General features: G+C 65.4%; 17 protein-coding genes. 8 read left to right on the plus strand and 9 right to left on the minus strand.

The features are described 5' to 3' along the window. The first annotated feature begins 117 nt into the window (after positions 1–117). From E8F20_RS10625 to E8F20_RS10650, 6 genes are all read left to right on the plus strand, one after another. A complete protein-coding gene (locus tag E8F20_RS10625; RefSeq protein WP_280283687.1) occupies positions 118–1,299 on the plus strand; it encodes a M20 aminoacylase family protein in 1,182 nt (393 codons plus the stop codon). Further along, positions 1,296–2,585 carry an MFS transporter gene (locus tag E8F20_RS10630; protein ID WP_280283688.1) on the plus strand — a complete coding sequence of 430 codons (1,290 nt, stop codon included), beginning with the start codon at positions 1,296–1,298 and terminating at the stop codon, positions 2,583–2,585. Before E8F20_RS10625 ends, E8F20_RS10630 begins: the two co-directional genes overlap by 4 nt. 17 nt (positions 2,586–2,602) lie before the next feature. Beyond that, positions 2,603–4,075 carry a CapA family protein gene (locus tag E8F20_RS10635; RefSeq protein WP_280283689.1) on the plus strand — a complete coding sequence of 491 codons (1,473 nt, stop codon included), beginning with the start codon at positions 2,603–2,605 and terminating at the stop codon, positions 4,073–4,075. A 153-nt stretch (positions 4,076–4,228) separates the two neighbouring features. After that, complete coding sequence (locus E8F20_RS10640) at positions 4,229–5,305, plus strand: M14 family metallopeptidase (protein WP_280283690.1); 1,077 nt, start codon at positions 4,229–4,231, stop codon at positions 5,303–5,305. Positions 5,306–5,413: 108 nt separating this feature from the next. Next, positions 5,414–6,175 carry a transporter substrate-binding domain-containing protein gene (locus tag E8F20_RS10645; protein ID WP_280283691.1) on the plus strand — a complete coding sequence of 254 codons (762 nt, stop codon included), beginning with the start codon at positions 5,414–5,416 and terminating at the stop codon, positions 6,173–6,175. Between the two features lie 183 nt (positions 6,176–6,358). Further along, positions 6,359–8,308, plus strand: coding sequence for a DEAD/DEAH box helicase (locus E8F20_RS10650; protein ID WP_280283692.1), 1,950 nt, complete (start codon positions 6,359–6,361; stop codon positions 8,306–8,308). Between the two features lie 324 nt (positions 8,309–8,632). Here E8F20_RS10650 and E8F20_RS10655 read toward each other — a convergent pair whose 3' ends face one another. From E8F20_RS10655 to E8F20_RS10665, 3 genes are all read right to left on the minus strand, one after another. Next, positions 8,633–9,208: a YceI family protein gene (locus E8F20_RS10655; RefSeq protein ID WP_280283693.1), complete on the minus strand. Its 576-nt coding sequence runs from the start codon at positions 9,206–9,208 to the stop codon at positions 8,633–8,635. 31 nt (positions 9,209–9,239) lie between these two features. Continuing rightward, positions 9,240–9,794, minus strand: coding sequence for a cytochrome b (locus E8F20_RS10660; protein WP_280283694.1), 555 nt, complete (start codon positions 9,792–9,794; stop codon positions 9,240–9,242). Positions 9,795–10,027: 233 nt separating this feature from the next. Next, positions 10,028–11,503, minus strand: coding sequence for a flavin monoamine oxidase family protein (locus E8F20_RS10665; protein WP_280283695.1), 1,476 nt, complete (start codon positions 11,501–11,503; stop codon positions 10,028–10,030). A 161-nt stretch (positions 11,504–11,664) separates the two neighbouring features. On the opposite strand from E8F20_RS10665, the gene E8F20_RS10670 reads away from it, so the two are divergent. Both E8F20_RS10670 and E8F20_RS10675 read left to right on the plus strand, forming a co-directional pair. Further along, a complete protein-coding gene (locus E8F20_RS10670) occupies positions 11,665–13,071 on the plus strand; it encodes an adenosylmethionine--8-amino-7-oxononanoate transaminase (protein WP_280283696.1) in 1,407 nt (468 codons plus the stop codon). A gap of 65 nt (positions 13,072–13,136) precedes the next feature. Beyond that, positions 13,137–13,856 (plus strand): 16S rRNA (uracil(1498)-N(3))-methyltransferase, encoded by a 720-nt coding sequence (locus E8F20_RS10675; protein WP_280283697.1) that lies wholly within the window; start codon positions 13,137–13,139, stop codon positions 13,854–13,856. 123 nt (positions 13,857–13,979) lie between these two features. On the opposite strand, the gene E8F20_RS10680 is transcribed toward E8F20_RS10675, so the two are convergent. From E8F20_RS10680 to E8F20_RS10705, 6 genes are all read right to left on the minus strand, one after another. Beyond that, positions 13,980–14,450, minus strand: coding sequence for a chemotaxis protein CheW (locus E8F20_RS10680; protein ID WP_137823111.1), 471 nt, complete (start codon positions 14,448–14,450; stop codon positions 13,980–13,982). Positions 14,451–14,463: 13 nt separating this feature from the next. Further along, positions 14,464–15,483, minus strand: coding sequence for a chemotaxis protein CheB (locus E8F20_RS10685; RefSeq protein WP_280283698.1), 1,020 nt, complete (start codon positions 15,481–15,483; stop codon positions 14,464–14,466). Continuing rightward, the gene (locus E8F20_RS10690; RefSeq protein ID WP_280283699.1) at positions 15,480–23,234 is read right to left on the minus strand and encodes an Hpt domain-containing protein; all 7,755 of its coding nucleotides are present in this window, start codon (positions 23,232–23,234) and stop codon (positions 15,480–15,482) included. The genes E8F20_RS10685 and E8F20_RS10690 overlap by 4 nt, the downstream gene beginning before the upstream one ends. 9 nt (positions 23,235–23,243) lie before the next feature. Beyond that, entirely contained in the window at positions 23,244–24,104 is an 861-nt protein-coding gene (locus E8F20_RS10695; RefSeq protein WP_280283722.1) for a protein-glutamate O-methyltransferase, read from the minus strand. Between the two features lie 62 nt (positions 24,105–24,166). After that, a complete protein-coding gene (locus tag E8F20_RS10700) occupies positions 24,167–26,215 on the minus strand; it encodes a methyl-accepting chemotaxis protein (protein ID WP_280283700.1) in 2,049 nt (682 codons plus the stop codon). A gap of 138 nt (positions 26,216–26,353) precedes the next feature. Beyond that, entirely contained in the window at positions 26,354–26,890 is a 537-nt protein-coding gene (locus E8F20_RS10705) for a chemotaxis protein CheW (RefSeq protein WP_137823114.1), read from the minus strand. Between the last annotated feature and the right edge of the window lie 18 nt (positions 26,891–26,908).

Raw genomic sequence — 26,908 nt, forward strand, 5'->3', positions numbered from 1 at the left:
CCCGTTGGCAGCGCGTGCATAACCAAAGCCGATATGCATGCCCAGAGGTGATTATCCCGGCCCCCTCGGGCTGCGGCATGCTGCGCGCCATGCTGACCACGACAACAAGGGCAAACCATGCAGCTGATCCCACAGATCCTGGCCTGGCAGGATGAATTCGCGCAGATTCGGCGACGGATCCACCAGCATCCCGAGCTCGGTTTCGAGGAGCACGTCACCAGCGAGCTGGTGGCCGGCTACCTGCGGCAATGGGGCTATGAGGTCTTCGAGGGTATCGGCGGCACGGGCGTCGTCGGTGTCCTCAAGCACGGCAGCGGCAACCGCAGCATCGGCATCCGCGCGGACATGGATGCCCTGCCGATCCTGGAAGAAAGCGGCGTGCCCCACGCCAGCCGCGAAGCCGGCAAGATGCACGCCTGCGGCCATGACGGCCATACCGCGATCCTGCTCTGCGCCGCCCGCTACCTGGCCGAGACGCGCCAGTTCGACGGCACCCTCAACCTGATCTTCCAGCCCGCCGAGGAAACCCTGGGCGGGGCCCGGCGGATGATCGAGGACGGCCTGTTCGAGCGCTTTCCCTGCGATGCGGTCTATGCCCTGCACAACATGCCGGGGCTTCCAGTGGGAATGTTCGTCAGCCAGCCGGGGGCCATGAGCGCCTCGTCCGACGTGGCGACCATCCGCCTGATCGGTGTCGGCGGCCACGGTGCCATGCCGCACAAGGCCCGCGATCCGATCGTCGCCGCCGCCGAACTGGTCCTGGCGCTGCAGACCATCGTCGCGCGTAACGTGCCGGCCGGCGAGGTAGGCGTCATCACAATCGGCGCCATCCAGGCCGGTGAAGCCCATAACGTGATCCCGGACGTGGCCACCCTGAAACTCAGCGTGCGCTCCACCAGCCCGGACATCCGCACGCTGCTGCGCCGGCGCATCACCGAAATCAGCCAGGGCATCGCCCTTGCCCACGGTATCGAGCTGGACCTGGACTACGACGAGCGCATCGGCGTGCTGGTCAATACGCCGGCCGAGACCACGCTGCTGCAGCAGGTAGCACGCGGCCTTGTGGGCGAGAAGGCGGTGCTCACCAGCGTGCCCAGCGGCTACCTGGGGAGCGAGGACTTCGCCTCCATGCTGGAGGTGCGCCCCGGTTGCTACATGGTGCTCGGCAATGGCAACAGCGGACCGAGCGGCTGCATGGTCCACAACCCCGGCTATGACTTCAACGACTCCGCCATCCCCTTCGGCGCCAGCCTCTGGGCACGCCTGGTGGAAACCTACCTGAGTGAGACCCAAGCATGAGCGTCCCTTCCGACAGCCGCCGCCCCCTGGTGGTGGCCCTACTGATGGCCGTGATGGTCATCAGCGTGCTGGACAAGAGCATCTTCGCCTTCGCCGGCCCGCAGATCATCGACGAGCTGAAACTCAGTCCCGAGCAGTTCGGCTTCATCGGCAGCGCGTTCTTCTTTCTCTACTCCATCTCCGGCGTGCTGGTGGGTTTTCTCGCCAACCGCCTGCCGAGTCGCGGCATCCTGGCCGGCATGTCCGTGGTGTGGATGGTGGCCCAGCTGCTGACCGCCCTCAGCAGCAGCTTCTTCGCCCTGGTGGCCAGCCGCATGCTGCTCGGCGCCGGTTGCGGGCCGGGCACCGCGGTGACCCAGCACGCCTGTTTCAAGTGGTACGCACCGCGCGAACGGGTACTGCCGTCGGCGCTGATCCAGGTGGCGATCATGCTCGGCGCGATTGCCGGCGCATTATCGCTGCCGCTGCTGATCCAGCACTTGGGTTGGCGGGTGGGCTACCTGATCCTGGCCGCCATCGGCCTGGTGTGGCTGGTGCTATGGCTGGTGTACGGACGCGAAGGCCAGCATGACGATGCCGAGGACGAAGCCTCCGGCGGCACCGCCCCCTATCGCCACCTGTTGCTCAACCGCACCTTCGTTTTCATTACCCTGGCCGGCTTCTGCAGCTACCTGCCCACTGCACTGATCTACAGCTGGGTGCCGGTGTACCTGCAGAAGGGCCTCGCGATGACGCCGATGCAGTCCGGCTACGTGGTGATGGCCGCCACCGTCGGCGTGATCGCGCTCAATCTGGCGGTCTCCAGCCTCTCGCAGCGCGCCCTCAAGCGCGGCGCCAGCGTACGCCTGGCAATGGTCGCGCCCCCCATGCTGGCCTGCCTGGTCGCTGGCCTTGCCATGAGTCTGATGGGCTTCGTCGAACAGGGCCTGACCGCGACCCTGGCGCTGTACCTGGTCGGCGGCATCCTGGTGAACCTGCTGCCGGCGTTCGCCAACAGCATCGTCGCCTTCATCGCCCCGCCCCGGCAACGCGGCAGCATGCTGGCCATCCACATCGGCCTGATGACCAGCGCCGGCATGCTCGCGCCTCATGTGGTCGGCCAGGCTGTCGGCTGGGAGGGCGGCGACATCGCCAGGGGCTTCGAGCTGGCTGTCGGGCTGTTCGGCCTGGCCCTGGTCGCCGGCGGCCTGCTCGGCCTGCGCCTGATCGACCCGGAACGCAGCCGCGCTCAGATCGCCACTCACTCCACCGAATCCGCCAACACGCCGGCCCCGTGCCAGGCCTAAGTCAGGAATCACGCTTCATGCATCAACGTATCAGCGCTCCGCAGCAGCGGCCGGCCACCCTGGAACTGAAACCCTCCTGGCGCGAGGCCGAGGTCGAGGACGGCTTCTGCGTGATCGCCGTGGGCGACATCATTATCACCCACGCCATCGCCCACAAGCTCAAGCGCAAGTCCCCCGAGTTGCTGGACATCCTCAGTCGCGGCGATGTGGTGGTCGGCAACTACGAAGGCTCGGCCATCGACCTGAAGACCTACGACGGCCACCCGGAAGCCGAGTCCGGCTTCGCCTGGCTGATCAGCGACCCGGACGCGCCGGCGGACCTCGCCTCGCTGGGCTTCAACCTCATGGCCCGCGCCAACAACCACGCCCTGGACTGGGGCGCGGCCGGCATGCGCATGACCAACGCACTGCTGGATGCCGCCGGCATCACCCACGCCGGTACTGGCGCCAGCCTCGCGGCCGCCCGGGCGCCGGCTTTCGTCAACACCGACCGGGCGCGGGTGTCGCTGATCTCCTACGCCACTACCTTTGAAGCCAATTCGCCGGCCAACGACGGGCTGGGGGTAGTGCCGCCGCGCCCCGGCCTGAACCCGTTGCGCACCACGCCCCATCGCCTGGTGTCGGCTGAAGACTTCGCCGTGCTCAAGCGCCTGAACGACCAGGAGGCCTTCCAGGACCATTACCTGCTGAAAGCCCTCTACGGCCAGCACAGCGTGCACCTGGGGATGGCCCTGCACTATCGCGTCGATCCGAATGCCGCCGCCGGCTCGCTGCGCATCCACCATGAGTGCGACAAGCGTGACCAGGCAGAAATCCTGCTGAACCTGCGCCAAGCCAAACAAACTTCCGATTTCGCCATCGTCGCCCAGCACACCCACGAGCCGGACAACTTCACCACCGAAGTGCCCAACTACCTGCCGACCCTGGCGCGCAGCCTGGTGGACAACGGTGCCGATATGCTCTGTGGCCACGGCCCGCACCAGATTCGCGGTATCGAAGTCTACAACGGCAAACCGTTGCTCTACTCCCTGGGCAACTTCTGTTTCATGGACAACAGCCAGCAGGTCGTGGCCCGCGACGAGTGGGAGGAGATGGAATGGATGGCCGCCGAAGCCATCGTCGGCCCCAAGGGCATCACCAACCCGCGGATCTCCACCCCGGCCGAGTTCCTCGAATGGAAGCGTGTGGTGGGCATCTTCAGCGAGCCGATCTGGTTCGAAAGTGTGGTCGCCGAATGCCGTTTCAATACGGATGGCCGCCTCAAGGAACTGCTGCTGCACCCCATCGAACTGGGTTTCGACGGGCGTGACGCCGAACGCGGCATCCCGCGCCTGGCCTTCGACAGCGCGGACAACCAGCAGCAGGCGCGACGCATCCTCGAGCGCCTGCAGACACTGTCCGCCGAGTTCGGCACGCAGATCGAGATCGATACCGTGGAACTCGGCCAGCGCCTCAGCAGCGTCGGCCGGGTGGTGATCCCGGCAGCCTGATTGACCCGCGCCGACCGGCGCCCAGCGCGGTGGCCCATCCGGTCGCCAACCGCTCCCCTGCCCTGAGTGCCGTCGCCAGGCACCGGCCACAAGCCAGTGCCCGGGCACGGCCGCGCCCGTGAACGTCCACGGGCGCATGACACGGAACCTGAAATGGACCTGACCTGTTTCTCCGGCGACTACGCCGAAGCCCGCCGCAAATTCCTTGAAAGCTGTGGCCAGCGCGGCCTCGCCGTAGAGTCCCACCTGCACCCCTTGCGCGGTTGCGACAACGAGCATCTGGCCTTGGACCTGGCCTACAGCGGCCCGCGAGATGCCGCCAACCTGCTGGTGCTCAGCAGCGGCTGCCACGGTGTCGAGGGATTCTGCGGCTCGGCGATCCAGATCGACCGCCTGCGCGACGAGGCCTGGGCCGCGCGTTGCCGACGAGACGACCTCGCCGTGCTCTACCTTCACGCCCTCAACCCCTACGGCTTTTCCTGGCTGCGCCGGGTGAACGAGGACAACGTCGACCTGAACCGCAACTTTCTCGACTTCACCCAGCCGTTGGCCGACAACCCCGACTACCGCGCCGTAGCACCCTGGCTGCTGCGACCGAACCTGCTGAACGACTTGCGCCTGCTCGGCTATGCCCTGCGCCATGGCAAGAAGAGCCTGCAAAGCGCCATTTCTCGCGGCCAGCACAGTGACCCGCATGGGCTGTTCTTCGCCGGAACCCGGCCGACCTGGAGCAACCTCACGCTGCGCCGCGTCCTGCGTGAATACGGACGCCAATGTCAGCGCATCGCCTGGATCGACGTGCACACCGGGCTCGGCCCCCATGGGGTTGGCGAACGCATCTACAAAGGGCATCAACAGGCCGCGGCCATCGCCCGCGCCCGCCGCTGGTGGGGGCCCCAGGTGACCAACAGCGCCGAAGGCACCTCGGTATCGGCGAAGCTCAATGGCACCCTCGACCAGATGGTGATAAGCGAGTGCGAACAGGCCGAATACAACGGCCTGACCCTGGAATACGGCACGCTGCCGGGACGCAGAGTACTCTCCGCGCTGCGCGCCGAGCAGTGGTTGCAGAACAATCCGGGCACCGCCCCCAAGACACGCGAACGCATCAAGCAGCGGTTGCGTGGCGCCTTCTACCCGCAACAGGACGGCTGGAAACGAGAGGTCCTGGGTCAAGCACGCGAGGTGCTGGACCAGACCCTGGCCGGGTTGGCCAGTCCGCTGGGTTGATGGTGGCTGTATCCGCCTGCGCGATTCAGTCGCGAAGGCGGTCACAGCTTCGGTTCTTTGACCCTTGGCGTACTACCCACGGCGCTTGCGGCCACGTAATCTGGCCACATGCCATTACTCAGCATGCTCCTCCTCACCCTGCTCGCCAGCCTCGGCTCAGCCGTCCAGGCCGAGCCCCTGCGCATCGTCAGCGAGCCCTGGGCACCCTATATCTACGAGGAGAACGGCCAGCCCCGCGGCCTGGACTACGAGGCCAGCGCCATCGTATTCCGGCGTCTGGGAATCGAGGTGCAATGGAGTCTGATGCCCTGGAAGCGCTGTCTGGTGGAGCTGGAGAGCGGATCGGCCGATGCGGTGCTGGATATTTTCCAGAACCGGGAGCGCGAGAAGCAGATGGCCTTTCCCCGCGAGCCGTTGTCGCAAGTGGAGTTCGTGCTGTTTTACGCCCGGCAACGGCCCTATCCCTTCCAGCGCCTGGCCGATCTTCAGGGTCTGAAAGTGGGTGTCTCCCCCGGCTACTGGTACGCCGACCAGGCCTTCCGCACCTCGCCGCTGTTCATTCGCGAGCCGGCGCCCACCCACGAGGCCAACCTCGGAAAGCTGGTGCGCGACCGGGTCGACCTGGTGGTGAACGACCGCCGGGCAGGACAATTCCTGCTCCACCAGATGGGGCTCGAAGACCAGGTGGGTCAGCACGCCCACGTGATCAGTCGCGACCACCTGTACCTCGCATTCCGCCGTCTGCCGCGCCTGGAAGGCCTGGCCGAACGCTTCGGCGAAGCGCTGCGGCGCTTCAAGCGGGAACCCGAATATGCACGGCTGGTAGCGCGCTACCAGGAGCCCGGTGGAGACATCTCTGGTAACCGTTGAGCACCACAAGGGCTGTACATTGTCGAGGAGCTGTTATACTCGGCGCTCCGTCAGGCATACGCCCGGACGCTGAGCCATCCCTTCGGCCAGCAGGACCGGTCGGGACCGCGCGCCATCGCCGCGATTCTAGCCAGACACGATCACCCTATTGGGCCAGCCCCTTAGAACTACACAGGATTTCCCATGTCCTTTGCTTCCCTCGGTCTCTCCGAGGCATTGGTCGGCGCCGTCGAAGCTGCCGGCTACGCCCAGCCCACCCCCGTGCAACAGCGGGCCATTCCCGCCGTGTTGCAAGGCCGCGACCTGATGGTTGCTGCCCAGACTGGTACCGGCAAGACTGCCGGTTTCGCATTGCCCGTTCTGGAACTGCTGTTCCCCAACGGTCACCACGACAAATCCCAGCGCCACGGCGCGCGCCAGGCGCGCGTACTGGTACTGGCCCCCACCCGCGAACTGGCGGCCCAGGTACACGACAGCTTCAAGCTCTACGCCCGTGACCTGAGCCTGACCAGCGCCTGCATCTTCGGCGGTGTCGGTATGAATCCCCAGGTGCAGGCCCTGTCCAAGGGCGTGGACCTGCTGGTGGCCTGCCCCGGTCGTCTGCTCGACCTGGCCGGACAGGGCAAAGTCGACCTTTCCCATGTGGAAATCCTCGTGCTCGACGAAGCCGACCGGATGCTCGACATGGGCTTCATCCACGATGTGAAGAAGGTCCTCGCCAAGCTGCCGCCCAAGCGCCAGAACCTGCTGTTCTCGGCGACTTTCTCGAAAGACATCGTCGACCTGGCCAACAAGCTGCTGCATGATCCCGAGCGCATCGAGGTAACCCCGCCGAACACCACGGTGGAGCGCATCGAGCAGCGCGTGTTCCATCTCCCCGCCAGCCACAAGCGCGCCTTGCTGGCGCACCTGATCACGGTCGGCGCCTGGGAGCAGGTACTGGTCTTCACCCGTACCAAGCACGGCGCCAACCGGCTCGCCGAGTACCTCACCAAGCACGGCCTGGCCGCTGCTGCGATTCACGGCAACAAGAGCCAGAACGCGCGCACCAAGGCCCTGGCGGATTTCAAGGCCAACGACGTGCGCATCCTGGTCGCCACTGATATCGCCGCCCGCGGCCTGGACATCGACCAGTTGCCCCATGTGGTCAACTTCGAGCTGCCCAACGTCGAAGAAGACTACGTGCACCGTATCGGTCGTACCGGCCGTGCCGGCCGCAGTGGTGAAGCCATCTCCCTGGTAGCGCCGGATGAAGAGAAACTGCTGAAGGCCATCGAGCGCCTGACCAAGCAGAAGATCCCGGACGGCGACACCCAGGGCTTCGACCCGGCGACAGTCGAAGCCGAACGCCCAGAAGCGCGCCCATCGCGCCCCGAACGCCAGCCGCGCGCCGACAAACCCAAGCGCGAAGGCAAGGCCCCGGCACACCAGGCTGCCGGTGAGTCCAAGGACACCACCGGTGAAGGTGCCGAAGGCAAGGAGCGCAAGAGCCGCAATCGCCGCCGTGGCAAGGGTAAGGGCCAAGGCCAGGAGCAAGGCCAACAAGGCCAACAAGGCCAACAGGCTGCCGGCCAACGACAGCCCCAGCCCCAGCAACCCAAGCAGGCACGTCCGCAGCAGTCCAACGCAGATCGCGATCCGGAAGAGTTCCTCGATGACGAGGTGGACAACTTCGGGAACCGCGTCGACTACGTCAGCCCCTACCCACCCAAGGGCCAGAACCAGGGACGCAATCAGCGCCGTGGCGGTCAGGGCCAAGGCCAGGCACCGCGTCCGCAGGGGCAGGGTCAGGGCCGCAGTGGCGGCGGCGGTCAGAGCCGTAGCCAGGGCAGCAACCCGGCTCCGCGCCAGGGCGGTGGTGGCCAGAAGCAGGGCCAGAAACAAGGCCAGCAGCGCCAGGGCAAGCCCGCCAAAGGCCGTGGCAATGGCCCGCGCCGTGGCGAAGATCAACTGGTGTCTCGTGGTCGCGACGAGCCGGCCGTGCAGGACCCGCGGGCCAACAAGCCGGCACCGAAGATCATCATGAAAGAGTCCCGCACCGACCGTTTCCCAACGCCGGAGCAACTGGACGAACTGCAACAGAGCAACCGCCCGCGCGGCGAGAAGCCGGCATTGCTGACCCGCAATCGCTGAGTTTCAACTGCTCATGAAAACGCCGGCCCAGTGCCGGCGTTTTCGTTTCCGCGAGGAGCGCATTTCCCAGTGTGAACGATCTCAGCCGTGAATGAATTCGCTCTCAGGGCCTCAACGCCGCAGGATGGTCTTCAGCCATAGGGTGGACCACGCTTTTCCGGTCCACCATTCGAGGCTCTGCATAACGCCGCTGGTGGATGGAAAGGCGTCATCGACCCTACGTGACCAAGGCGTTGACATGGAATCTCCCACCAGGTCAGTTTTCTGCCCACAAAACAGAACGCCGGCTCAAGGCCGGCGTTCTGGTACTGCAGGAAAGCGTGCTTAGGAACGCACGCCCTCGAAGGAAATGATCAGCTCGGCTTCCTGGGAGGCCGGGCCGAGGTCCTTCTGGATAGCGAAGTCTTTCAGCTTGATAGTGGTCGAGCCTTCGAAGCCGGCGCGGTAGCCGCCCCACGGGTCGTCGCCCTGGCCAACGAACTTGGCCTTGACGACTACCGGCTTGGTCACACCGTTGAGGGTCAGGTTGCCGGTTACGTCGGCAGTGCCCTGGCCTGTGGACTTGACCGCGGTGGACTCGAAGGTGGCAGTGGGGTTCTTGCTGACGTTCAGGAAGTCACCGCTCTTGATGTGCTTGTCACGCTCGGCGTGGTTGGTATCAACGCTGGCGGTCTTCAAGGTGACCTTGATCTTGCTGGCCTCCGGGTTCTTCTCGTCGAAGCTGAACGTGCCGTCGAAATCCTTGAAAGTACCGTAGATGTAGCTGTAGCCCAGGTGGCCGATCTTGAAGTTGACGAAGGCGTGCTGGCCTTCCTTGTCGATCACGTAGTCGGCGGCCATGGCCTGGCCAGCGAACAGTGCGGCACCGAGGGTGAGCGCAGCGAAGGTTTTCTTCAGCATCGGTAAATCTCCTTGTTGAGAGGTTGCAGCGTTATTTGGCGTCGCGACCGAGCATGCGGGTCAGGGTCGCGTCGCGATCGATGAAATGGTGCTTGAGGGCGGCCAGGGCGTGGACGCCGGCGAAGATGAGCAGGCCCCAGGCCAGGTATTCGTGAATGGCGCCGGCCACATCCTCCTGATCGGGAATGGCGGTCAGGGTGGCCGGTACTTCGAACAGGCCGAACACGGCGATGCCGCGACCTTCGGCCGTGGAGATCAGGTAACCGGAAATCATCAGGGCGAACAGGCCGACGTAAAGCACCAGGTGGCCAACCTTTGAGCCCAGGCGAGTCATCGGTCCGTGGTTCGGCAGAGCGCGCGGCGGCGGGCTGATGAAGCGCCAGGCCATGCGCGCCAGCATCACCAGGAAGAGCAGGATGCCGACGCCCTTGTGAATGTCCGGGGCGGTCTTGTACCAGCTGCTGTAGTAGTTCAGACCGACCATCCACAGGCCCAGGGCGAACAGGCCGACGAAGACGATGGCCACCCCCCAATGCAGAAGAATACTGACCAGGCCGAAGCGAGACGGGGAATTACGCCATTGCATGGAGGACGTCCTTGGAAAACACAGGCTGGGTAAACGCGAGTGATAAAGCCTAGCGGTAAATCTATCGAATTAAAGCGGAAAATTTTGCTTTGAAATATCGAGTAAAACGATCTTTATAACGAGAGGGACTTTGCCGACTTTTGTCGAAAGAAAAGCCTGATAGCTCGTCAGCCGCGGCCGAACGGTGTGAGGAGGGGGACCGGCGGCGATGAGCTCGCCGCCGGGGATACAACTCAGTTGAACAGACGGGAGAAGAAGCCTTTCTTCTCGTCCTTGATGGGCGTCTTGGGTGCCGCTTCGGGCTTGGCCTCGGCTACTGCTTCCACCGGGCCAACGGCCTTGCCGGCCTTGAGGTCGATGACCTGGGCGGCAGCACGCTGGCCGCTGCGCAGGGCGCCCTCGAGGGTGCCTGGATAAAGCGCGTCGGTGTGCTCACCGGCGAACACCACGCGGCCCAGGGGCTTCTCCCACATGCGCCAGTAAAGGCTGATTTCGCCGGGGCCATAGGCCAGGTAGGCGCCACCGGCCAGGGCGTCCTTGCCATAGCGGCGCAGCTCGAAGCCCTTGAATTGCTCGCGGGCGCCCGGGAAATGTTTGTCGAAGCGGATCAGCACCTGGTCGACCATCTGCCGGTCGCCGAAGGCCTGCATGAGGCGGGCGTTGTCGCCGGACAGGTTGATCAGCAGGTTGGCACCGCCCTTGAGGGCCGGTTCGACCCAGAGCATGCCCAGCCCCTGGTCGCTGTAGACCTCGCCGGAAAGGCGGCTCTTGCCCCAGACCGGTTTCTTGAATTGCAGCAGCATCTGGTCGCGCCAGCCGTAGTTGATGTCCTTCAGGGCGCGCAGCTGCAGGGCGGAGAGGGACGGCGTCAGGCTGATCCTGCCCAGGGCCGGCAGAGGTACAGCGAGCACCACGTAATCGGCGTGGTAGCCGGCACCATCGACCTTGACGGTGACGCCGTCTTTCTCCTGCACGATGGCCGAGACCCGGGCGTTGGTCTTGATGGTCTTGATCTGCTTGGCCATGGCCTGGGCCAGGCCCTGGCTGCCGCCGGGCAGGCGCGCAGCGCGCATCTCGGTATCCGGCAGGCCGCGGTAGACGCGGGCCTGCTGGGCCAGGTAGAGCAGCGACAGCCGCGAGGGTTCGTCATAACGGGAGCGAATGCGCTGCTCCACCAGGGCCTTCGCGGTGGGTGGCAGGCTCAGCTTCTCCAGCCAACGGGCGACGCTGATGGAGTCGAGGGTCTGCAGCGTGTGATTGACCAGCGGCTTGAGCGGGTCGTCGATGGAGGCGGCCAGGTCGTCCAGGCTCTTGTCGAAGCGTTTCAGGCCTTCCACCGTGCTCGGGGCTTCCTTGAGCAGGTCGGCTTGGGAGAAGTAACGGCCGTTCACCAGGTAGCCCGGATTGCGCACGTAATCCGGCGCGGGCACGGCCTTGAGCTTGAACTGGTCCAGGTAGCGGTAGAGGCTGGGCTGCAACTTGGCGCTGCCGACCCACTCGCTGGCCGCCAGGCCCGAGCGGCCACCGATGCTCGGCTTGGCCTCCAGAACGGTGACCTGCCAGCCCTTCTGCTGCAGCTCGTAGGCCGAGGTCAGGCCCGCCATGCCACCGCCGATGACGATGGCCGTCGGCTGCTTGTCCTTGGCCAGCGCCGTCGCGCTGAACCCTCCCACGATGATCAGCGCCAAGACGCGCCAGGCTGCAGGCATGAAGATTCCCCCGGTGAAACAGCGTTATACGAAATTGGCGCGCAGGATACGCCAGCCCCAACGGCCGGGCCAGACGTGCCTTCCGGGTGGTTGGGTGCGTCCTGCTTGTCCGAGCCAGCCTCATTGCATAGGCTTCGCCGATCGCTACAGGAGAACGACTCATGGGCCTCAATGCCGACTGGATGCAACGCGACCTCGCCGTGCTCTGGCACCCCTGCACCCAGATGAAAGATCACGAACGCCTGCCGGTGGTGCCAATCCGCCGCGGTGAAGGCGTCTGGCTGGAGGACTTCGAGGGTAAGCGCTACCTGGACGCCGTCAGTTCCTGGTGGGTCAACGTCTTCGGCCACGCCAACCCGCGTATCAACCAGCGCATCAAGGACCAGGTGGACCAGCTGGAGCACGTGATCCTCGCCGGCTTCAGCCACCAGCCGGTGGTAGAGCTGTCCGAGCGACTGGTGAAGCTCACGCCCAAGGGGCTGGACCGGGTGTTCTACGCCGACAACGGTTCCTCCGGCATCGAAGTGGCCCTGAAGATGAGCTACCACTTCTGGCGCAACCAGGGGCGGGAGCGCAAGAAGCGCTTCGTCACGCTGACCAACAGCTACCACGGCGAAACCGTGGCGGCGATGTCGGTGGGCGACGTGGCGCTGTTCACCGAAACCTACAAGTCGCTGCTGCTGGACACCCTCAAAGTGCCGAGCCCCGACTGCTACGTGCGGCCCGAGGGTATGTGTTGGGAAGAACACTCCCGCGCCATGTTCGCCCATATGGAGCGCACCCTGGCCGAACACCATGAAGAAGTCGCGGCGGTGATCGTCGAGCCACTGATCCAAGGCGCCGGCGGCATGCGCATGTACCACCCGGTGTACCTCAAGCTGCTGCGCGAGGCGTGTGACCGCTACGGCGTGCACCTGATCCACGACGAGATCGCCGTCGGCTTCGGCCGCACCGGCACCATGTTCGCCTGCGAGCAGGCCGGTATCGCGCCGGACTTCCTGGTGCTGTCCAAGGCGCTGACCGGCGGCTACCTGCCCATGGCCGCCGTGCTCACGTCCGAAGCCGTCTACCAGGGTTTCTACGACGACTACCAGACCCTGCGCGCCTTCCTCCATTCCCACACCTACACCGGCAACCCGCTGGCCTGTGCCGCCGCCCTGGCGACGCTGGATATCTTCGAGCAGGATCGGGTGATCGACGCCAACCGCAAACTGGCCATGCGCATGGCCACCGCGACCGCGCACCTGGCGGCCCACCCGCACGTGGCCGAAGTGCGTCAGACCGGCATGGTGCTGGCCATCGAAATGGTCCAGGACAAGGCCAGCAAGACGCCCTACCCCTGGCAGGAGCGTCGCGGCCTGAAGGTCTTCCAGCACGCCCTGGAGCGCGGCGCCCTGCTGCGTCCCCTGGGCAACGTGGTGTACTTCCTGCCGCCCTACGTGATCACCGAGGAGCAGATCGACTTTCTCGCCGAAGTGGCCAGTGAAGGCATCGACATCGCCACCCGCGAGTCGGTGAGCGTGCAAGTTGCCGCCGACCTCCACCCGAACCATCGCGATCCAGGCTGACGGGTAACACGGACGGCGCGCCAGGCCTTAAACTGCGCGCCTGTCCTCCCTTTGCCCGAACGCCCATGCGCCTCTCCCGCTTCTTCATCGACGCCCCACTCGCCCTCGGCCAACACGACCTGCCCGAAGCCCAGGCCCACTACATCGGCCGCGTGCTGCGCCTTGCCTCCGGTGACCTCGTGCAGCTGTTCGACGGCTCCGGCCAGGAATACCTGGGTGAGCTGGTCGAGGTCGGCAAGAAGACGGTGCGGGTAGAGCTGCGCGAAGTCTTTACCGGCATGGCCGAATCGCCATTGCGGGTGCATCTGGGCCAAGGCTTGTCGCGCGGCGAGCGCATGGACTGGGCGATCCAGAAGGCCACTGAACTGGGTGTCGCCCAGATCAGCCCCATCGTCAGCGAGCGCTGCGAGGTGCGCCTGAAAGATGAACGCGCCGACAAACGCCTGGCGCACTGGCGCCAGGTGGCTATCAGCGCCTGTGAACAGTGCGGCCGCTCGGTACTGCCGGTGATCCATTCACCGGTCACGCTGACCGATTGGCAACGCGACGTGCAGGCGGATCTCAAGCTGGTCCTGCATCCGGTGGCCGAGCCCCTGGCCGGCCATGCCAGGCCGGGCAGCCTGGCCTTCTTGATCGGCCCAGAGGGCGGATTGTCCGAGGCCGAAGTGGAGGCCGCGAAGGCGGCGGGCTTCCACGCAGCCCGCCTGGGACCGCGGGTACTGCGCACCGAGACGGCGCCGGTGGTGGCGCTCAGCGTGGCGCAGCAGCTCTGGGGCGATTTCTGAATTGGATCGTCCGTAGGATGGCGTAGAGCGCAGCGAAACCCATCGACCGCTGCTGATGGGTTTCACAGGCTCAAGGGGAGCGCCGCCCCGCCACTTCCTACAAACCGCCCCTACTCGTCCGAGTCAGATCAGACCGGCATCCGCCAGCATCTGCTCCAGTCCCGCCAGGTCGGGGATCTTCACCACATCAGTGCCCAGTTGCACCGCATCCAGCTCCAGCACCGACAGCGGCGCGTTGGCCCGGCGCAGGTCTGCTTCCAGCTTCAGTGAGCGCGGGATGCCCTGCAGCAGCAAGGCGATGAACTTCACGTGAGGGCGGCCACCGAGGGCATTGAGTACCGCCACCCGCGCGCCTGAGCCCACCTTCACCTCACCGCCGGCGGCGCCTTCGAAGGACAGCAACGGCAGGCGCAGGTCGCGCCAGGCTACCTGGCCCAGCAGCCAGGCGGGCAACCCCGAGGTCGACTGGGGGGCACGGTAGGGAATCAGCTCAGCCAGGGCCACGTTGGGCACCAGCAGGGTACGGTCGGACAGCGGCAGCAGCAGCCCGGTCAGGCTGGCAGTGCTGTTCTGGGTGGTAACGGCTTGGCTCATGAGAATTCCTGGGTTAGCTGCACTGCGCAGCCAGATGTTCGACCAGCTTGGCGGCCAGCTCGCGCGGGTCGCCACCGAAGCTGCTGTAGCCGCCTTCACGCAGGCTGTCCGGCATGCTTGAACAGGCGCAGGTATCGGCACTCTGGGTCCAGATCAACCCGCCCTGACGACGCAGGTAGGCAGCTGCGGCGCTGCCATCGCTGCCCATGCCGCTGAAGGCGATCACGCCGCACTGGGCGCCGTAATGCTGGGCCAGGTTGAGCATGGCCTGGTCGATGGACGGGCTGTAGGGCTCCGGCCAGGGCCGTTCGCCCATCTGCATGCGGCCGTCGTCGGAGAAATTCAGTTCACGGCTGATGGGCACGACCACCACTTCGCCGCAGCGCACGCTATCACCGTGGCGGGCCTGGTTGACGTGCCACTGGCTATGGCGGCCCACGGCCTGGGGCAGCGCGCCCTCGAAACTGGGGTCTATATGCTGGGCGTAGAGAAAGCCGATCGGCAGGCCACCGGGCAAGGCATCGAGGAACGCCTTGACCGCCGCCGGCCCCCCCAGGGAGGCAGCCAGCAGCCAGACCTGGCGCGCGGGCTCGCCCGCCACCAGCGGGGTATCGGCGAGCGCCTTGGGCAGTTCCAGGCGTGTCGGGCGCTGGGCCTCGGCCAGCAGGGTTTCCAGGCTCGGCCCCACGGCCACCGCCGGATCGCCCACCAGCTTCTTCAGCTTGCCAAACAGACGCCGCTCCCAGCGCGGGTAATGCTCCGAATGGCGCTCGGGGGCATGGCCTTCGCCGAACAGCACGGGAGAAGTGGCGTGCTCCAGCAGGTTGTCCACCAGGGGCGAATCCTCGGACAGGGCCAGGTCCACCAGCCAGAGATCCGCCTCGCAGGCACTCAGCGCCGCTTCGTCCAGGCGGGCCGGATCGCTGTTGAGCACGACCTGATAGCCGTTGCCGGTCAGGGCCTGCTGCAACACATGGCGCTGCAGCGAGGTGTCGGCGAGCACGGCAATGCGTGCGGATGTCTTCTCTGTCATGTCCGTTTGACCAGATGCTGGATGGTTTCGAGCAGCAGAGACTCCTGGTAGGGCTTGCCCAGGTAGTCATTGACGCCGATGGCCATGGCGCGCTCGCGGTGTTTCTCACCGGTACGCGAGGTGATCATGATGATCGGCAGGTCTTTCAGGCGCTCGTCGTGGCGGATCAGGGTAGCCACCTCGAAGCCGTCCATGCGTGGCATTTCGATATCCAGGAGCATGATGTCCGGCCGCTGCTCCTGCAGCAGGCCAATGGCATCGACCCCATCCTTGGCGGTGAGCACGTTCATGCCGTTGCGTTCCAGCAGGCGGCTGGTGACCTTGCGTACGGTCACCGAATCGTCCACGACCATCACCAGCGGCGGACGCTCCACGTCCACGTCTGCCGGCAGCAGGTTGGCGCTGGCCGAACGCAGTTGCGGCTGTACCAGGTGCGCGTGGCGCGAGCGAATGGTCGCCAGCAGGTCGAGAATCACCACCACGCGGCCATCACCGAGGATGGTGGCGCCGGAGATGCCGTGGACCCCGGCGAACTGTGGGCCAAGGCTCTTCACCACGATCTCGCGGGAGCCGACCAGGGCATCCACCTGCACAGCGACGGCGTGCTCGCTGGAGCGCACCAGGATCACCGGCAGCGGCAGGCTCTGGCCTACCAGTTTGGGGTGCTGGCCGTTGTCCAGCAGATCGCCCAGGTACTTCAACTCGTAGTTCTGGCCGGCGTATTCGAAGCGCGGCGCATCGGGCTGGTAGTAGGTTTCCAGCTCGTAAGGGGAGACCCGCACGATGCCTTCGATGGTGTTCAGCGGGATGGCATACAGGTCTTCGCCGGAAAGCACCATCAGCGCACGGTTCACCGACACAGTGAATGGCAGGCGGATGAGGAAACGGCTGCCCTCGCCAGGGGTGGAGTCGATGCTCATGGTGCCGCCGAGCTGCTTCACCTCGGAGTGCACCACATCCATGCCAACGCCCCGGCCGGAAATCTGCGTGACCTTGTCGGCCGTGGAGAAGCCCGGTTCGAGGATGAACTGCAGAACCTCGTAATCCGAAAGGTCGGACTCGGCATCCATCATGCCGCGTTCGATGGCCTTGCGGCGCACGGCTTCGAGCTTGATACCGGCGCCGTCGTCAGCCAGGGTCAGGACGATGTCGCCACCTTCGCGGCCAAGGTTCAGGCGAATGGTGCCGCTTTCCGGCTTGCCGGAGGCGCGACGTGCCTCGGGAACCTCGATGCCGTGGTCGACGGCGTTGCGCAGCATGTGCTCCAGCGGCGCCACCATACGCTCGAGCACGGTGCGGTCCATCTCGCCCTCGGCGTTGCCGACGACAAATTCCACGTGTTTGTCGAGCTCGCTGGCCACCTGCCGGACGATACGGCGCAGACGCGGCACCAGGCGGTCGAAGGGCACCATGCGGGTACGCATCAAGCCTTCCTGCAGCTCGGTGTTCACCCGTGCCTGCTGGAGCAGCAGGGTTTCCGCGTCGCGGTTCTTCGCCGCCAGGGTTTCCTTGAGGTCGAGCAAGTCGGATGCGGACTCGAACAGCGCACGCGACAGTTGCTGCAGCTGCGAGTGACGGTCCATTTCCAGCGGGTCGAACTCCTCGTAGCCGGCGCGTTCCGCTTCGGCCTGATAACGGCTGAGAATTTGCGCCTGGGTCTCGGTGTCGAGCCGGCGCAGTTGGTCACGCACCCGCTCGATGGTCGCTTCCATCTCGCTCAGGGTGAAACTGAAGTCACTGACCTGCTGCTCCACCCGGCCGCGGAAGATCGAGGTTTCACCGGCCAGGTTGACCAGCCCCTCCAATAACTCCGCCGGCACCTTCACCAGCTCCTGGGGCGCACGACGAGCAGCGGCGTCCTGGGCAGCTTCCCGGGCTCGGCGGACGAAGGGCAGGACGCGCTCTTCATTGACAACCTGCGGTAGAACGCTGGCCGCGACGATTGGGCTGGCCAACTGCGGCGCTTCTGTTGGGGTCAGCGTCTGGGGCGGCGTCGACAGGTCTTCGGCCAGGCTCCGGTCGAGCTGCTGACGCAGTTCATCCAATTCAGCCTGCAAGCCTTCGTAGCCGGATTGCACGTCAAGGAACAGGCTTTCCGGCCAGGGCGCCCCCTGCTGCTGCGCCTCGATCAGGTGGTGTTCCAGGTCGTGGGCAAGGTCGCCCAGGCGCTTCTGCCCGGCCAGTCGCGCGCCGCCCTTGAGCGTGTGCAGCACGCGTAGCAGCTCATCGATCTGGGCACCGTCCTCGCGTGCCTCTTCCCAGCGACCAATGGCAGTTTCCATGGCCTCCAGCAGGTCGTCTGCCTCTTCCAGGAAAATATCGAGGATGTCCGCCTCAGCCACGGCATCAAGGTCGTCCTCGACCGCCGGCTGCAGGTGCACGGCGCTGGGCATGCTCAGCTGCTCGCTGGGATTGGCGCGCCAGCGCTGGATGGCTTCGATCAGCGCCTGGCCGTCCGGCAATGGGCGACGCGCACGCACCGCGTCGAGCATTTCGCTCAGGCGGTCCTGGCAAGCCTGCAGCAGGTTGAACAGCGTCGAACTGGCACGCAAACGGCCACCACAGAGGCCTTCATAGAGGAACTCGAGTTCGTGGGCGAGGTCGCCGATGGGACCGATTTCGGCCATCCGGGCACCGCCCTTCAGGGTATGCAGGTCCCGTTGCAGGGCTTCAATCTCGAGACTGTTGTCCGGGTCATCGATCCAGCGCTGCAGAGCAGCGCCGGCGCTGTCGAGGATGTCGAAGCCTTCCTCGAGGAATATCTCCACCAGCTCCGGGTCCTGGTCGCTGTTGAAGACCTGAGTCTCGGGCAGCGGCGCAGGCTCGGTCACCGTCTGTTCGTCAGTATGGGCGTCCAGCAGCCCGGCCAGGGACAACTCGGTGAGGCGTTCCGTGGCGACGTCGTCCGCCGCCTCGTCCATATCGTCATTGGCTGCGTCGAAGGGCTCGCTCAGCTCAGCAGCGTCGTCGTGCCCGCTCTCATCGTCGTCGAATGCATCGAACGTGGGCCGTGGTTGCACCACGGCGGCCGAAAGGCTCTGCGCGCCGCCTTGGCGGAAGCCGCGAATGTCCTGGATAAGCTGCAACGGATCACTCAGGGAACGGCGCGCCTGCAGTTGCTCCAGCAACGAGGCGAGGCAGTCATGGCTATGCTGCAGCAGGCCGGCAAGGCGCGGCGAGTGACTGTAGCGGCGGTCTACCAGACCTTCGTAAAGCGACTCCAGCTCGTGGGCGAGGTCGCCGATCGGACGGATCTCAGCCATGCGCGCACCGCCCTTGAGGGTGTGCAGGTCACGTTGCAGGGCCAGCAGCGCCGGCTTGTTTTCCGGCTCGCCGAGCCAGCGTTCCAAGGCCTTGCCAGCGCTGTCGAGAATGTCCACCGCCTCTTCGAGGAAAATGGACACCATCTCCTCGTCCAGGGCAGCAGGTACTTCGTCCAGCCGCTCGATCTCGGAGGTTTCATCCGGGTCGAAGGACGCCAGTTCGGGCAGCACCACGTCCTGCAGCGCCAGGGGTTCTCTCACCCGATCAGACTGCAGCGGGCGGCTTTCGGTGTGTGACCAGTCCACATCCAGTTCCTCGATTTCGAGGTCAGGGATACCGGGTTCCAGCAGGGACAGGGCCAGCGGGTCGACGACTTCCTGCAGCAGGTTGCGCAGGGCCAGGGCACGTTCGGGCTGGGGGGTCACCTCAAGGGCCGCCGCCACCTGATCCATCATGCCGATCAGGGCTTCATGGGCTGATTCGGCTTCGCTGAAGAAACGCTCGCTGACCGGCAGACTGCCTTCGTCCACAGCGCCATAGACATCCAGCAGCGCTTCGCAAAGCTCTTCGATCTGCGGCAGTTCGGCCATCTCGGCACCACGGCCGAGGGTACTCAACTCTTCCAGCAACGCCCCCAGTTCCTGTCGCTCGGACGGGTGCTCGCGCCAGCGGCGCAGCAGGTCCTCGGCGTCCAGCAGGATATCCATGCCTTCGGCGAGGAAGAGGGAAATCATCTGCGGGTCGCGGGTCTCGCCCTTGTCGTCGCGGCGTGCGGCATTGGCGGCATCCAGACGGTCCTGATGCAGTTGCTGGATGCGCTCCAGCAACGCCCCGGCACCCGGGATCGAGGCCAGCGGCATGCTGTCCAGCTGATCCACGCCCTTGCGCAGCAGGTTCAGTGCCTCGCGCAGCAGTTCGGCCTCGGAGAGGTCGATGCGGAGCAGGTTGGTCTTGTACTCCTTGGCCAGCTTCTCCAGGGGCGTGGCGATGTCGGCGATCGGCAGGATGCCGGCCATGTGCGCGCTGCCCTTGAGGGTGTGCAAGGCGCGCTGGAGGTCATCGTTGACCGACTGGGGCAGTTCCTGGTCGCAGGCCTTGACGAAGCCGGCGAGGGTTTCCAGGTGGAACTCCGCCTCGTTGCGGAAGATTTCCAGCAATTGCGGGTCCAGCGCCTCGCCGGATTCCGTGATGACAGGAGCATGCGGCTCGCCCGCGGGCTCGATGGCCTGCTCTGAACCCGGGGCTTCAGATTTTGGGAGGATCTGCCCCTTCGCCAGGGCGTGGGCCGTAGCGGCCAGTTGGTCGACGTCGTCGCGCTGGCGCTGGGCCTTCGCGGCGTACTCCTCGACCAGGGCAGGCAGCAGGTCGACCACGTCCTGGACTACCTGATGCACGGGCTCGGCGGCCTCGATGCTACGGTCCAGCACGCGATTGAGCAGGTTTTCCACCGACCAGGACAGCTCGCCGATGATCAGCGCTCGCACCATGCGGCCACTGCCCTTGAGGGTATGGAACGCACGACGCACTTCGCCCAGGGCATCGCGGTCGTTGCTGTCGGCACGCCAGCGCGGCAGGTAGTCGGCCAGGGTTTCCAGCACTTCACCGGCTTCTTCGATGAAGACTTCCTGCAGCTCGTCGTCCACCGGTTCCTCGTCGGCGGGCGGCGGCAGCAGGCTCGGCGGCACGTCCCGCGCCGGCGGATTGAAGGCCGGCACCGGAGCCGCCATGACCTCGGCCAGGGACAGCGGTCGCTCTGCGGCCGGTTCCACTACCGGTTCTTCCAGTGGCGCGCTGGGCAGGTCGACTTCCGGCAGACCGAGTTCGGCGAGGGCCGCCTCGTCCCACTCCAGGGGGGCCGGCAGGTCTTCAAGGTTCAGGGCTTCCAGCTCCACCAGCGGCTCGGCGGCGGGCAGGCTGTCCAGCTCATCCAGATCAAGGCTGGGCAGTGCCTCGAAGGCGTCCAGCGACAGGTCGAGGGCGGGCTGGTCGCCCGGCAGCGCTGGCGGCAGCTCTTCCAGATCGGCCAGGTCGAAGCTCGGCAGCGGTTGCCCATCGCCGAACTCCAGCGGGGTATCCAGGCTGAAATCGAGCAGTTCGTCCTCGGCCCCGGCTGCTTCGGTCGCGCTCGGCAGGCTGTCCAGCTCATCCAGATCGAGGCTGGGCAGGGTTTCACCTTCTATCGGCAGCGCCGGTTCCAGCTCGGGTTCCAGGGCGGCGACGGCATCGGGCTGGAACGGGGAATCCAGGCTGAGATCGATGGTTTCGGTAGCGGGTTCCGCTTCCAGCGCCTCTAGGTTCCAGCTCTCGGCAACCAGCAGCTCGCTCTCTGCAGCCGCGGCGGGCTCCAGCGGCGCATCCAGGCTGAAGTCGATGCTTGCGGTAACCGGCTCAACGTCCAGCTCGCCCAGGTTCCAGTTGTCATCGGAGACCAGCAACTCACTCTCGGCAGCCGGTGCAGCCGCAGCGGTAGACACCTCCAGAGGTGCGTCCAGGCTGAGGTCGATGCTTTCGATAGCAGGTTTCGCGTCCGGCTCGCCCAGGCTCCAGTTGTCGTCAGAAACCAGCAGCTCCCCCTCTGGGGCTGATGCCAAGTCCAGCGGAGCATCCAGGTCGAAGTCGAGGCTACCAGCGGCCGGCTCGAAGGCCAGCGCCTCGGGCATGACGGCTTCCGGCTCGTCTTCCGGATCGAGGTGCTGGTGCAACTCCGACTCTTCAGCGGCCAGTACTTCGATTTCCTGTATCGGGTCAGCCAGGGGCGCCGGGGCTTCCTCCTCTTCTACGCGGTCGAGGATGGAGGGCTTTTCCTTGAGCGGATAACCCAGGGTGTCCAGGCTTTCCTCGGCCACGTCGAGAATCATGTCGCCCTGGGCGGCGTGGTCTTCGGACAGTCGTTCGAGGTAGTACTCGACGCTGGTGATGGCGTCGGCCAGGGTGTCCAGGCTCTGCCAGTTGGGCACGGCCTTGCGTGCCAGCAGCTGTTCCTGGATGTAGCGGTTGCACGCTTCCAGCAGGGCGGCAGCGCGCGGCAGTGGGATCATTGCCAGACCGCCTCGGGCCTGGGTCAGCAGCTCCGGCACACGGGCCAGGTGCTCGTGGTTCCACTGCGAGGCGATGAACTCGATGATGGCGTCCTTGGCCTGTTCCAGGCCGTTGCGCGCCTCCTTGATCACCAGTTGGTGGATCTGCGCCACGTCGGTGGTGGGCAGGTGGCTTTCTTCTGCCGAGCCCTCTTCCGCCGGCCCGACCATGCCGGCCAGGGTGGCCTCGACATAGAGCAGTGCACCCGCAACATCCATCAGCACCGCATCGCTGGGCTCGCGCTGACCAAGGGAGAGTCCGTGGATCACGTCGATCTGGTCGAGAATGACTTTGCGCGGCTGGCCAAAGCCCAGTACCGCCAGGGTGTCGGCAATTTGCTTGAGCGGAGGCAGCAGGGAATCCAGTTCGGCGACGCCGCTGCGGTCGCTGCGCACGAAGAGGTCGAGGCTGTCCTTGACCCGTACCAGTTCCTCGCAGAGGGCGGTGACCACCGAACGCATGGCGTCGCGGTCAGGACCGGCGAGGCGGGCACGCTCCTCGTCCACCACGGCGGTATCCGGCAGGGCTTCGTCGAGGCGGTAGCGCTCCTTGAGCGCGCGGATACGCGGCGACTGGGCCGGGGCCTTGGCTATGTAGAACAGCAGGTTTTTCACCAGCTCTTCCGGTGCCGCCTGGTTGAAACCATCAGCACCCTGTTCGAGCAGGCGTTTGAGTTCCTTGTCCACTTGGCGCAGCAGGTTGCGCACCGAGGAGCCGTTGACCACGGAGCCGTTGGCCAAGCCTTCCACCAGGCCTGAGGCGATCTGCCAGAGCGGACCGAGCGGCGCGTCCTGGCAGAGGGATTCGAGACGCGCGAACACCCGCGCCATGTAGCCGAGGTTGGCGGCCAGGTCCTGGTTGCGGATCACGCCCACCAGGGCGGTCTGCAGCATTTGCCGCAGCTTGCGCAGCAGCACCGGCAGTTCGGCCGTACGCATGCGCGCCAGGGTGTCCATGGACAGCGCCGGCAGCATGCCGGAGAGGTCCGGGGCGAACAGGCTGGTCTCGGACAGCAGGTTGTCGCCACGGGCGGCACGCAGGTCGTTCAGCAGCGGCAGCAGGACCATCGGCAGGTCCCGACGGGCGCTCTGGATACGGTCCAGGTACGGCGGTAGTTGCAGGATGGCCTGCATCAGCACTTCCAGCGCCTCGCCACGGTTGGCCGTGCGGCCTTCCATCAGCGCCTGGGCCAATCGCTCCATTTCCTCGGCGAGCAGGGCCGCACCGTAGAACTCGACCATCTGCAGCGTGCCCTGGACCTGATGGATATAGGTCAGGCAGAAACGCATGCGCGTCGGGTCCTGCGGGTTCTCGACAAAGGCCTCCAGGGCCTGCCGAGCCTGCTTCAGGGTTTCCGCGATCTCGCCCTTTACCCACTCGAGGGCGACGTAGTCGTGCCGATCAGTCATAGCCGTCTGCTATCCCTTCCGGGTGAATGCCAGAACCTGTTCATTGGGCACCGGCTCAAGGTCCGGGTGCTGCCAACCCACCACTTCCCCCACGCCCAGCACCATCAGTCCCCCTGGCGCCAGGCGTTCGGCCAGGCGATTGAGGATTTCCCGGCGGCGCCAGCGGCGGAAGTAGATCAACAGGTTCTGACAGAAAATTACGTCCATGCCGGACATTGGCGCCTTGGCCAGTTCCAGCACATTGAGCCGTGCACAGCACACCCGTGCGGCCAGGCTCGGCACTATCTTGTAACGGCCATCGTCCTGGGCCTGGAAGTAGCGCTCGGCGAGCGTCGCTTCGAGTTGTTCCAGGCGTCGGGCGCCATACAGGCCCTCGCGGGCCTTGGCCAGGGCGCTGAGGCTGATGTCGGTGCCGGTCACGCCGAAATACGTCGGCTGTTCGGTACCGCTGAGCGCCTCGGCCGCCACCATGGCCAGGGAATAGGGTTCTTCACCGCTGGAGCAACCCACGCTCCAGATTTCCAAGGGGCGCTCCAGGCCCCGCTCGACGCGCCCGCACAGGTAGTCGGCGAGCAGTTCGAAGGAGGCCGGGTGCCGGAAGAATCTCGTTTCCTGCACCGTCAGGCGATCCAGCAGGGTCGACCACTCCACCGCTCCTCGCGGCCCATCGGTAACCTGGCGGTAGTAGCTGGCGTAGTCCTGCACACCCAGTTCGCGCATACGTGCACTGAGGTTGGTCTGGAGGAAAGAGCGGCGCTGGTCATTGACCACCACGCCGGTGCGTTCCTCGAGCAGCTTCTGCCAGTCCTGGAATTCCGCTGTCGTCATATCGGCCAGGGGTTTCAAGGCCCAGACACCGCCTGGCTGCATGCTGTCGTGCCCTTGATTCATGGCCGTCATGCCGCGACCTCAGGCCGCGGCGCCTCCCCTGGTCAGGCTATGTCCTGAGTTTCCGGCAGCTTGAAGCCGGAAACCGACTTGCGCATCTCGCTGGCCATCTTCGCCAGGTTGCCGATGCTCTTCGCGGTGGCGGTGGTACCAGCGGAGGTCTGCGAGGTGATCTCCTGGATCACGTTCATGGTGTTGGAGATATGGCCAGCGGAGGACGCTTGCTGACGAGCGGCGTTGGAGATGTTCTGGATGAGCGCCGCGAGGGTCTTGGACACCTTCTCGATCTCTTCCAGGGCCACACCGGCGTCCTGGGCCAGACGGGCACCCCGAACCACTTCGGAGGTGGTCTGCTCCATGGAGATCACCGCCTCGTTGGTGTCGGTCTGAATGGTCTTCACCAGGGCTTCGATCTGCTTGGTCGCCGCGGAGGAACGTTCCGCGAGGCGCTGTACTTCGTCCGCTACCACGGCGAAGCCACGGCCCGCATCACCGGCCATGGACGCCTGGATCGCGGCGTTCAGGGCGAGGATGTTGGTCTGGTCGGCGATGTCGTTGATCAGGCTGACGATGTCACCGATCTCCTGGGACGATTCACCGAGGCGCTTGATCCGCTTCGAGGTGTCCTGGATCTGCTCACGGATGTTGTCCATGCCGGTGATGGTGTTGTGCACCACCTCGTTGCCCTTGTTGGCGATGGCTACGGAACGTTCCGCTACCGCCGAAGATTCAGAGGCGTTCGCCGATACCTGGTCAATGGACACGGCCATTTCGTTGATCGCGGCAGAGGCGCCGGCGATTTCCTGGGCCTGGTGCTCGGAAGCCTCGGCCAGATGCATGGCAGTGGCCTGGGTTTCCTGGGCGGCGGCGGCCACCTGCACGGCTGTCAGGTTGATGGTTTCCACCAGCTCGCGGAGCTGGTCGATGGAGTAGTTGATGGAGTCGGCGATCGCACCGGTGAAGTCCTCGGTCACGGTCGCGGCTACGGTCAGGTCACCGTCGGCAAGGTCGGCAATTTCGTCCAGCAGACGCAGAATCGCTGCCTGGTTACGTTCGTTTTTCGCGGCGGTTTCGGCGAGTCGGCTGCGGGTGCTCTGCACCATCACGAGGCCGATCAGGATGACCGCGGCAAGGGCCAGGGCGCCCAGTACGTAGCCAGCCAGGGTGTTCAGGCCACGGCCACCTGCCAGGTTCTCGAAGCCGGTGGTCAGGGCGGAGGCCTTGTCCAGCAGGGTCTGGGAGCCGGTGAAGATGGTGTTGGCGGATTCACGCACCTGGAAGAGTTCAGGCGAGGTCTCGAGGATTTCGTCCACGGAGCCGGACACGAACTCGAAGAGTTCGGAAATCTCCTGCAGACGCTCCAGGGCCTCGGTGTTGGTGACCTGGGAAATCTCCATCGCCGCGTTGCCTTCGAGCATGGCACTGAGTACGCGGCCGAACAGGCTGGCGTCCCGGCCGAACATGTCGGCGGCCTGGACGGAGTCTTCGTCACCAGCCAACACCTTGTTCACCGAGCCGAGGATACGTTCGGCCAGCAGCGACTGGCGCTGGGCTACCGATACCTGGCTGGCGGGTGCGCCGCTCTCGAGGAGGATATCCACGACTTCCTCGTACTCGACCTGCAGCTGCGGGATGGTTTCGGCCAGGGTGGCGGCTACCTGGTGGAGCGAGAGCACGGTCTGCTCGCTGGCGAGGATGGCGTCGGCGTTCTTGCGCAGGCTGTCCCAGTCTTTCTGTACGACATCCATCTCGCCCTTCACGGCAGCAGGCGCAGCCGGCAGGCCGGTGGCGGCGTCGCCTTTCAGCAGGAAGTTCCAGCGCTTCTCGAAGTCGTTACGCGCGTCCTTCAGCAGGGCGAAGGCTTCAGCCTTGCCCGCCGCGGCCTCGCTGGAGTTCTTGGCGATACGCTGGGACAGCACGCGCAGCTCACCTGCGTGGCTGATGTATTCCTTGTCGTAGTTCGCCTGGGTGTTGAGGTACGCGAAGTTCGCGAACAGCAGCACGATGGCGATGATCAGGACTACGAAGAGTCCGGCGATCAGCGACGTGCTGCGCACCCCGGAAAAAAGATTGCCTGCGTTTAGTCTTTTCATTATCGGGCCCCCGCCTGGACCAACCACTCTATTCCCATGTAACGCCAAAGGGCCGGCAAAGCCGGCCCAACCTTGAAGCCAAGGTCCCGGCGTTCTAGCCCGGGACCGGTGCGGGACGCCAGGCGCCCCGCGTAGAACCTAGATCGCTACCTCGAGGAACGCCTGGTGCTGTGCAAGCGCGTGCGGGCTGAACACCAACCAAGGCTGCTCGCGATGGAAAACACCATGGATGAAGGGCTGGATGCTGGCCTCCAGCGGGGGCAACTCCTCGCTGAAGGCATCCACCAGGAAGTGCTGCATGCCGAAGACTTCGTCGACGATCAGCCCGGCAAAGATTTCCTGGTGGTCCACCACCAGCACTCGGCGCTGCTTGCGCAGGGGCGACAGGTCGCCACCGAAAAAGCCGCACAGGTCCATCACCGGCAACAGGCGTCCGCGCACGTTGGCGACGCCCTTGACCCAGGTCTTCACGCCGGGAAGCAACGTGTGGCGCGGCTCGTGCAGCACTTCGCTGACTTCGCCCATGGGTGCCACGAACAGGCGTTCCCCCATGCGGAAGCCGATACCGCTCCAGCTCTGCACCACCTGTTGTTGCGCAGGCAAGCCCGCCGCCAACGCACGACAGCGCTGGTCGATCTCGTAGAGGAGCTGGAAGGGAGTCTGCGAATCCGACATGGCGACCGGCCTTGGCCT

The sequence above is a fragment of the Pseudomonas sp. BN415 genome, from assembly GCF_029871195.1.
Lineage (GTDB): Bacteria > Pseudomonadota > Gammaproteobacteria > Pseudomonadales > Pseudomonadaceae > Metapseudomonas > Metapseudomonas resinovorans.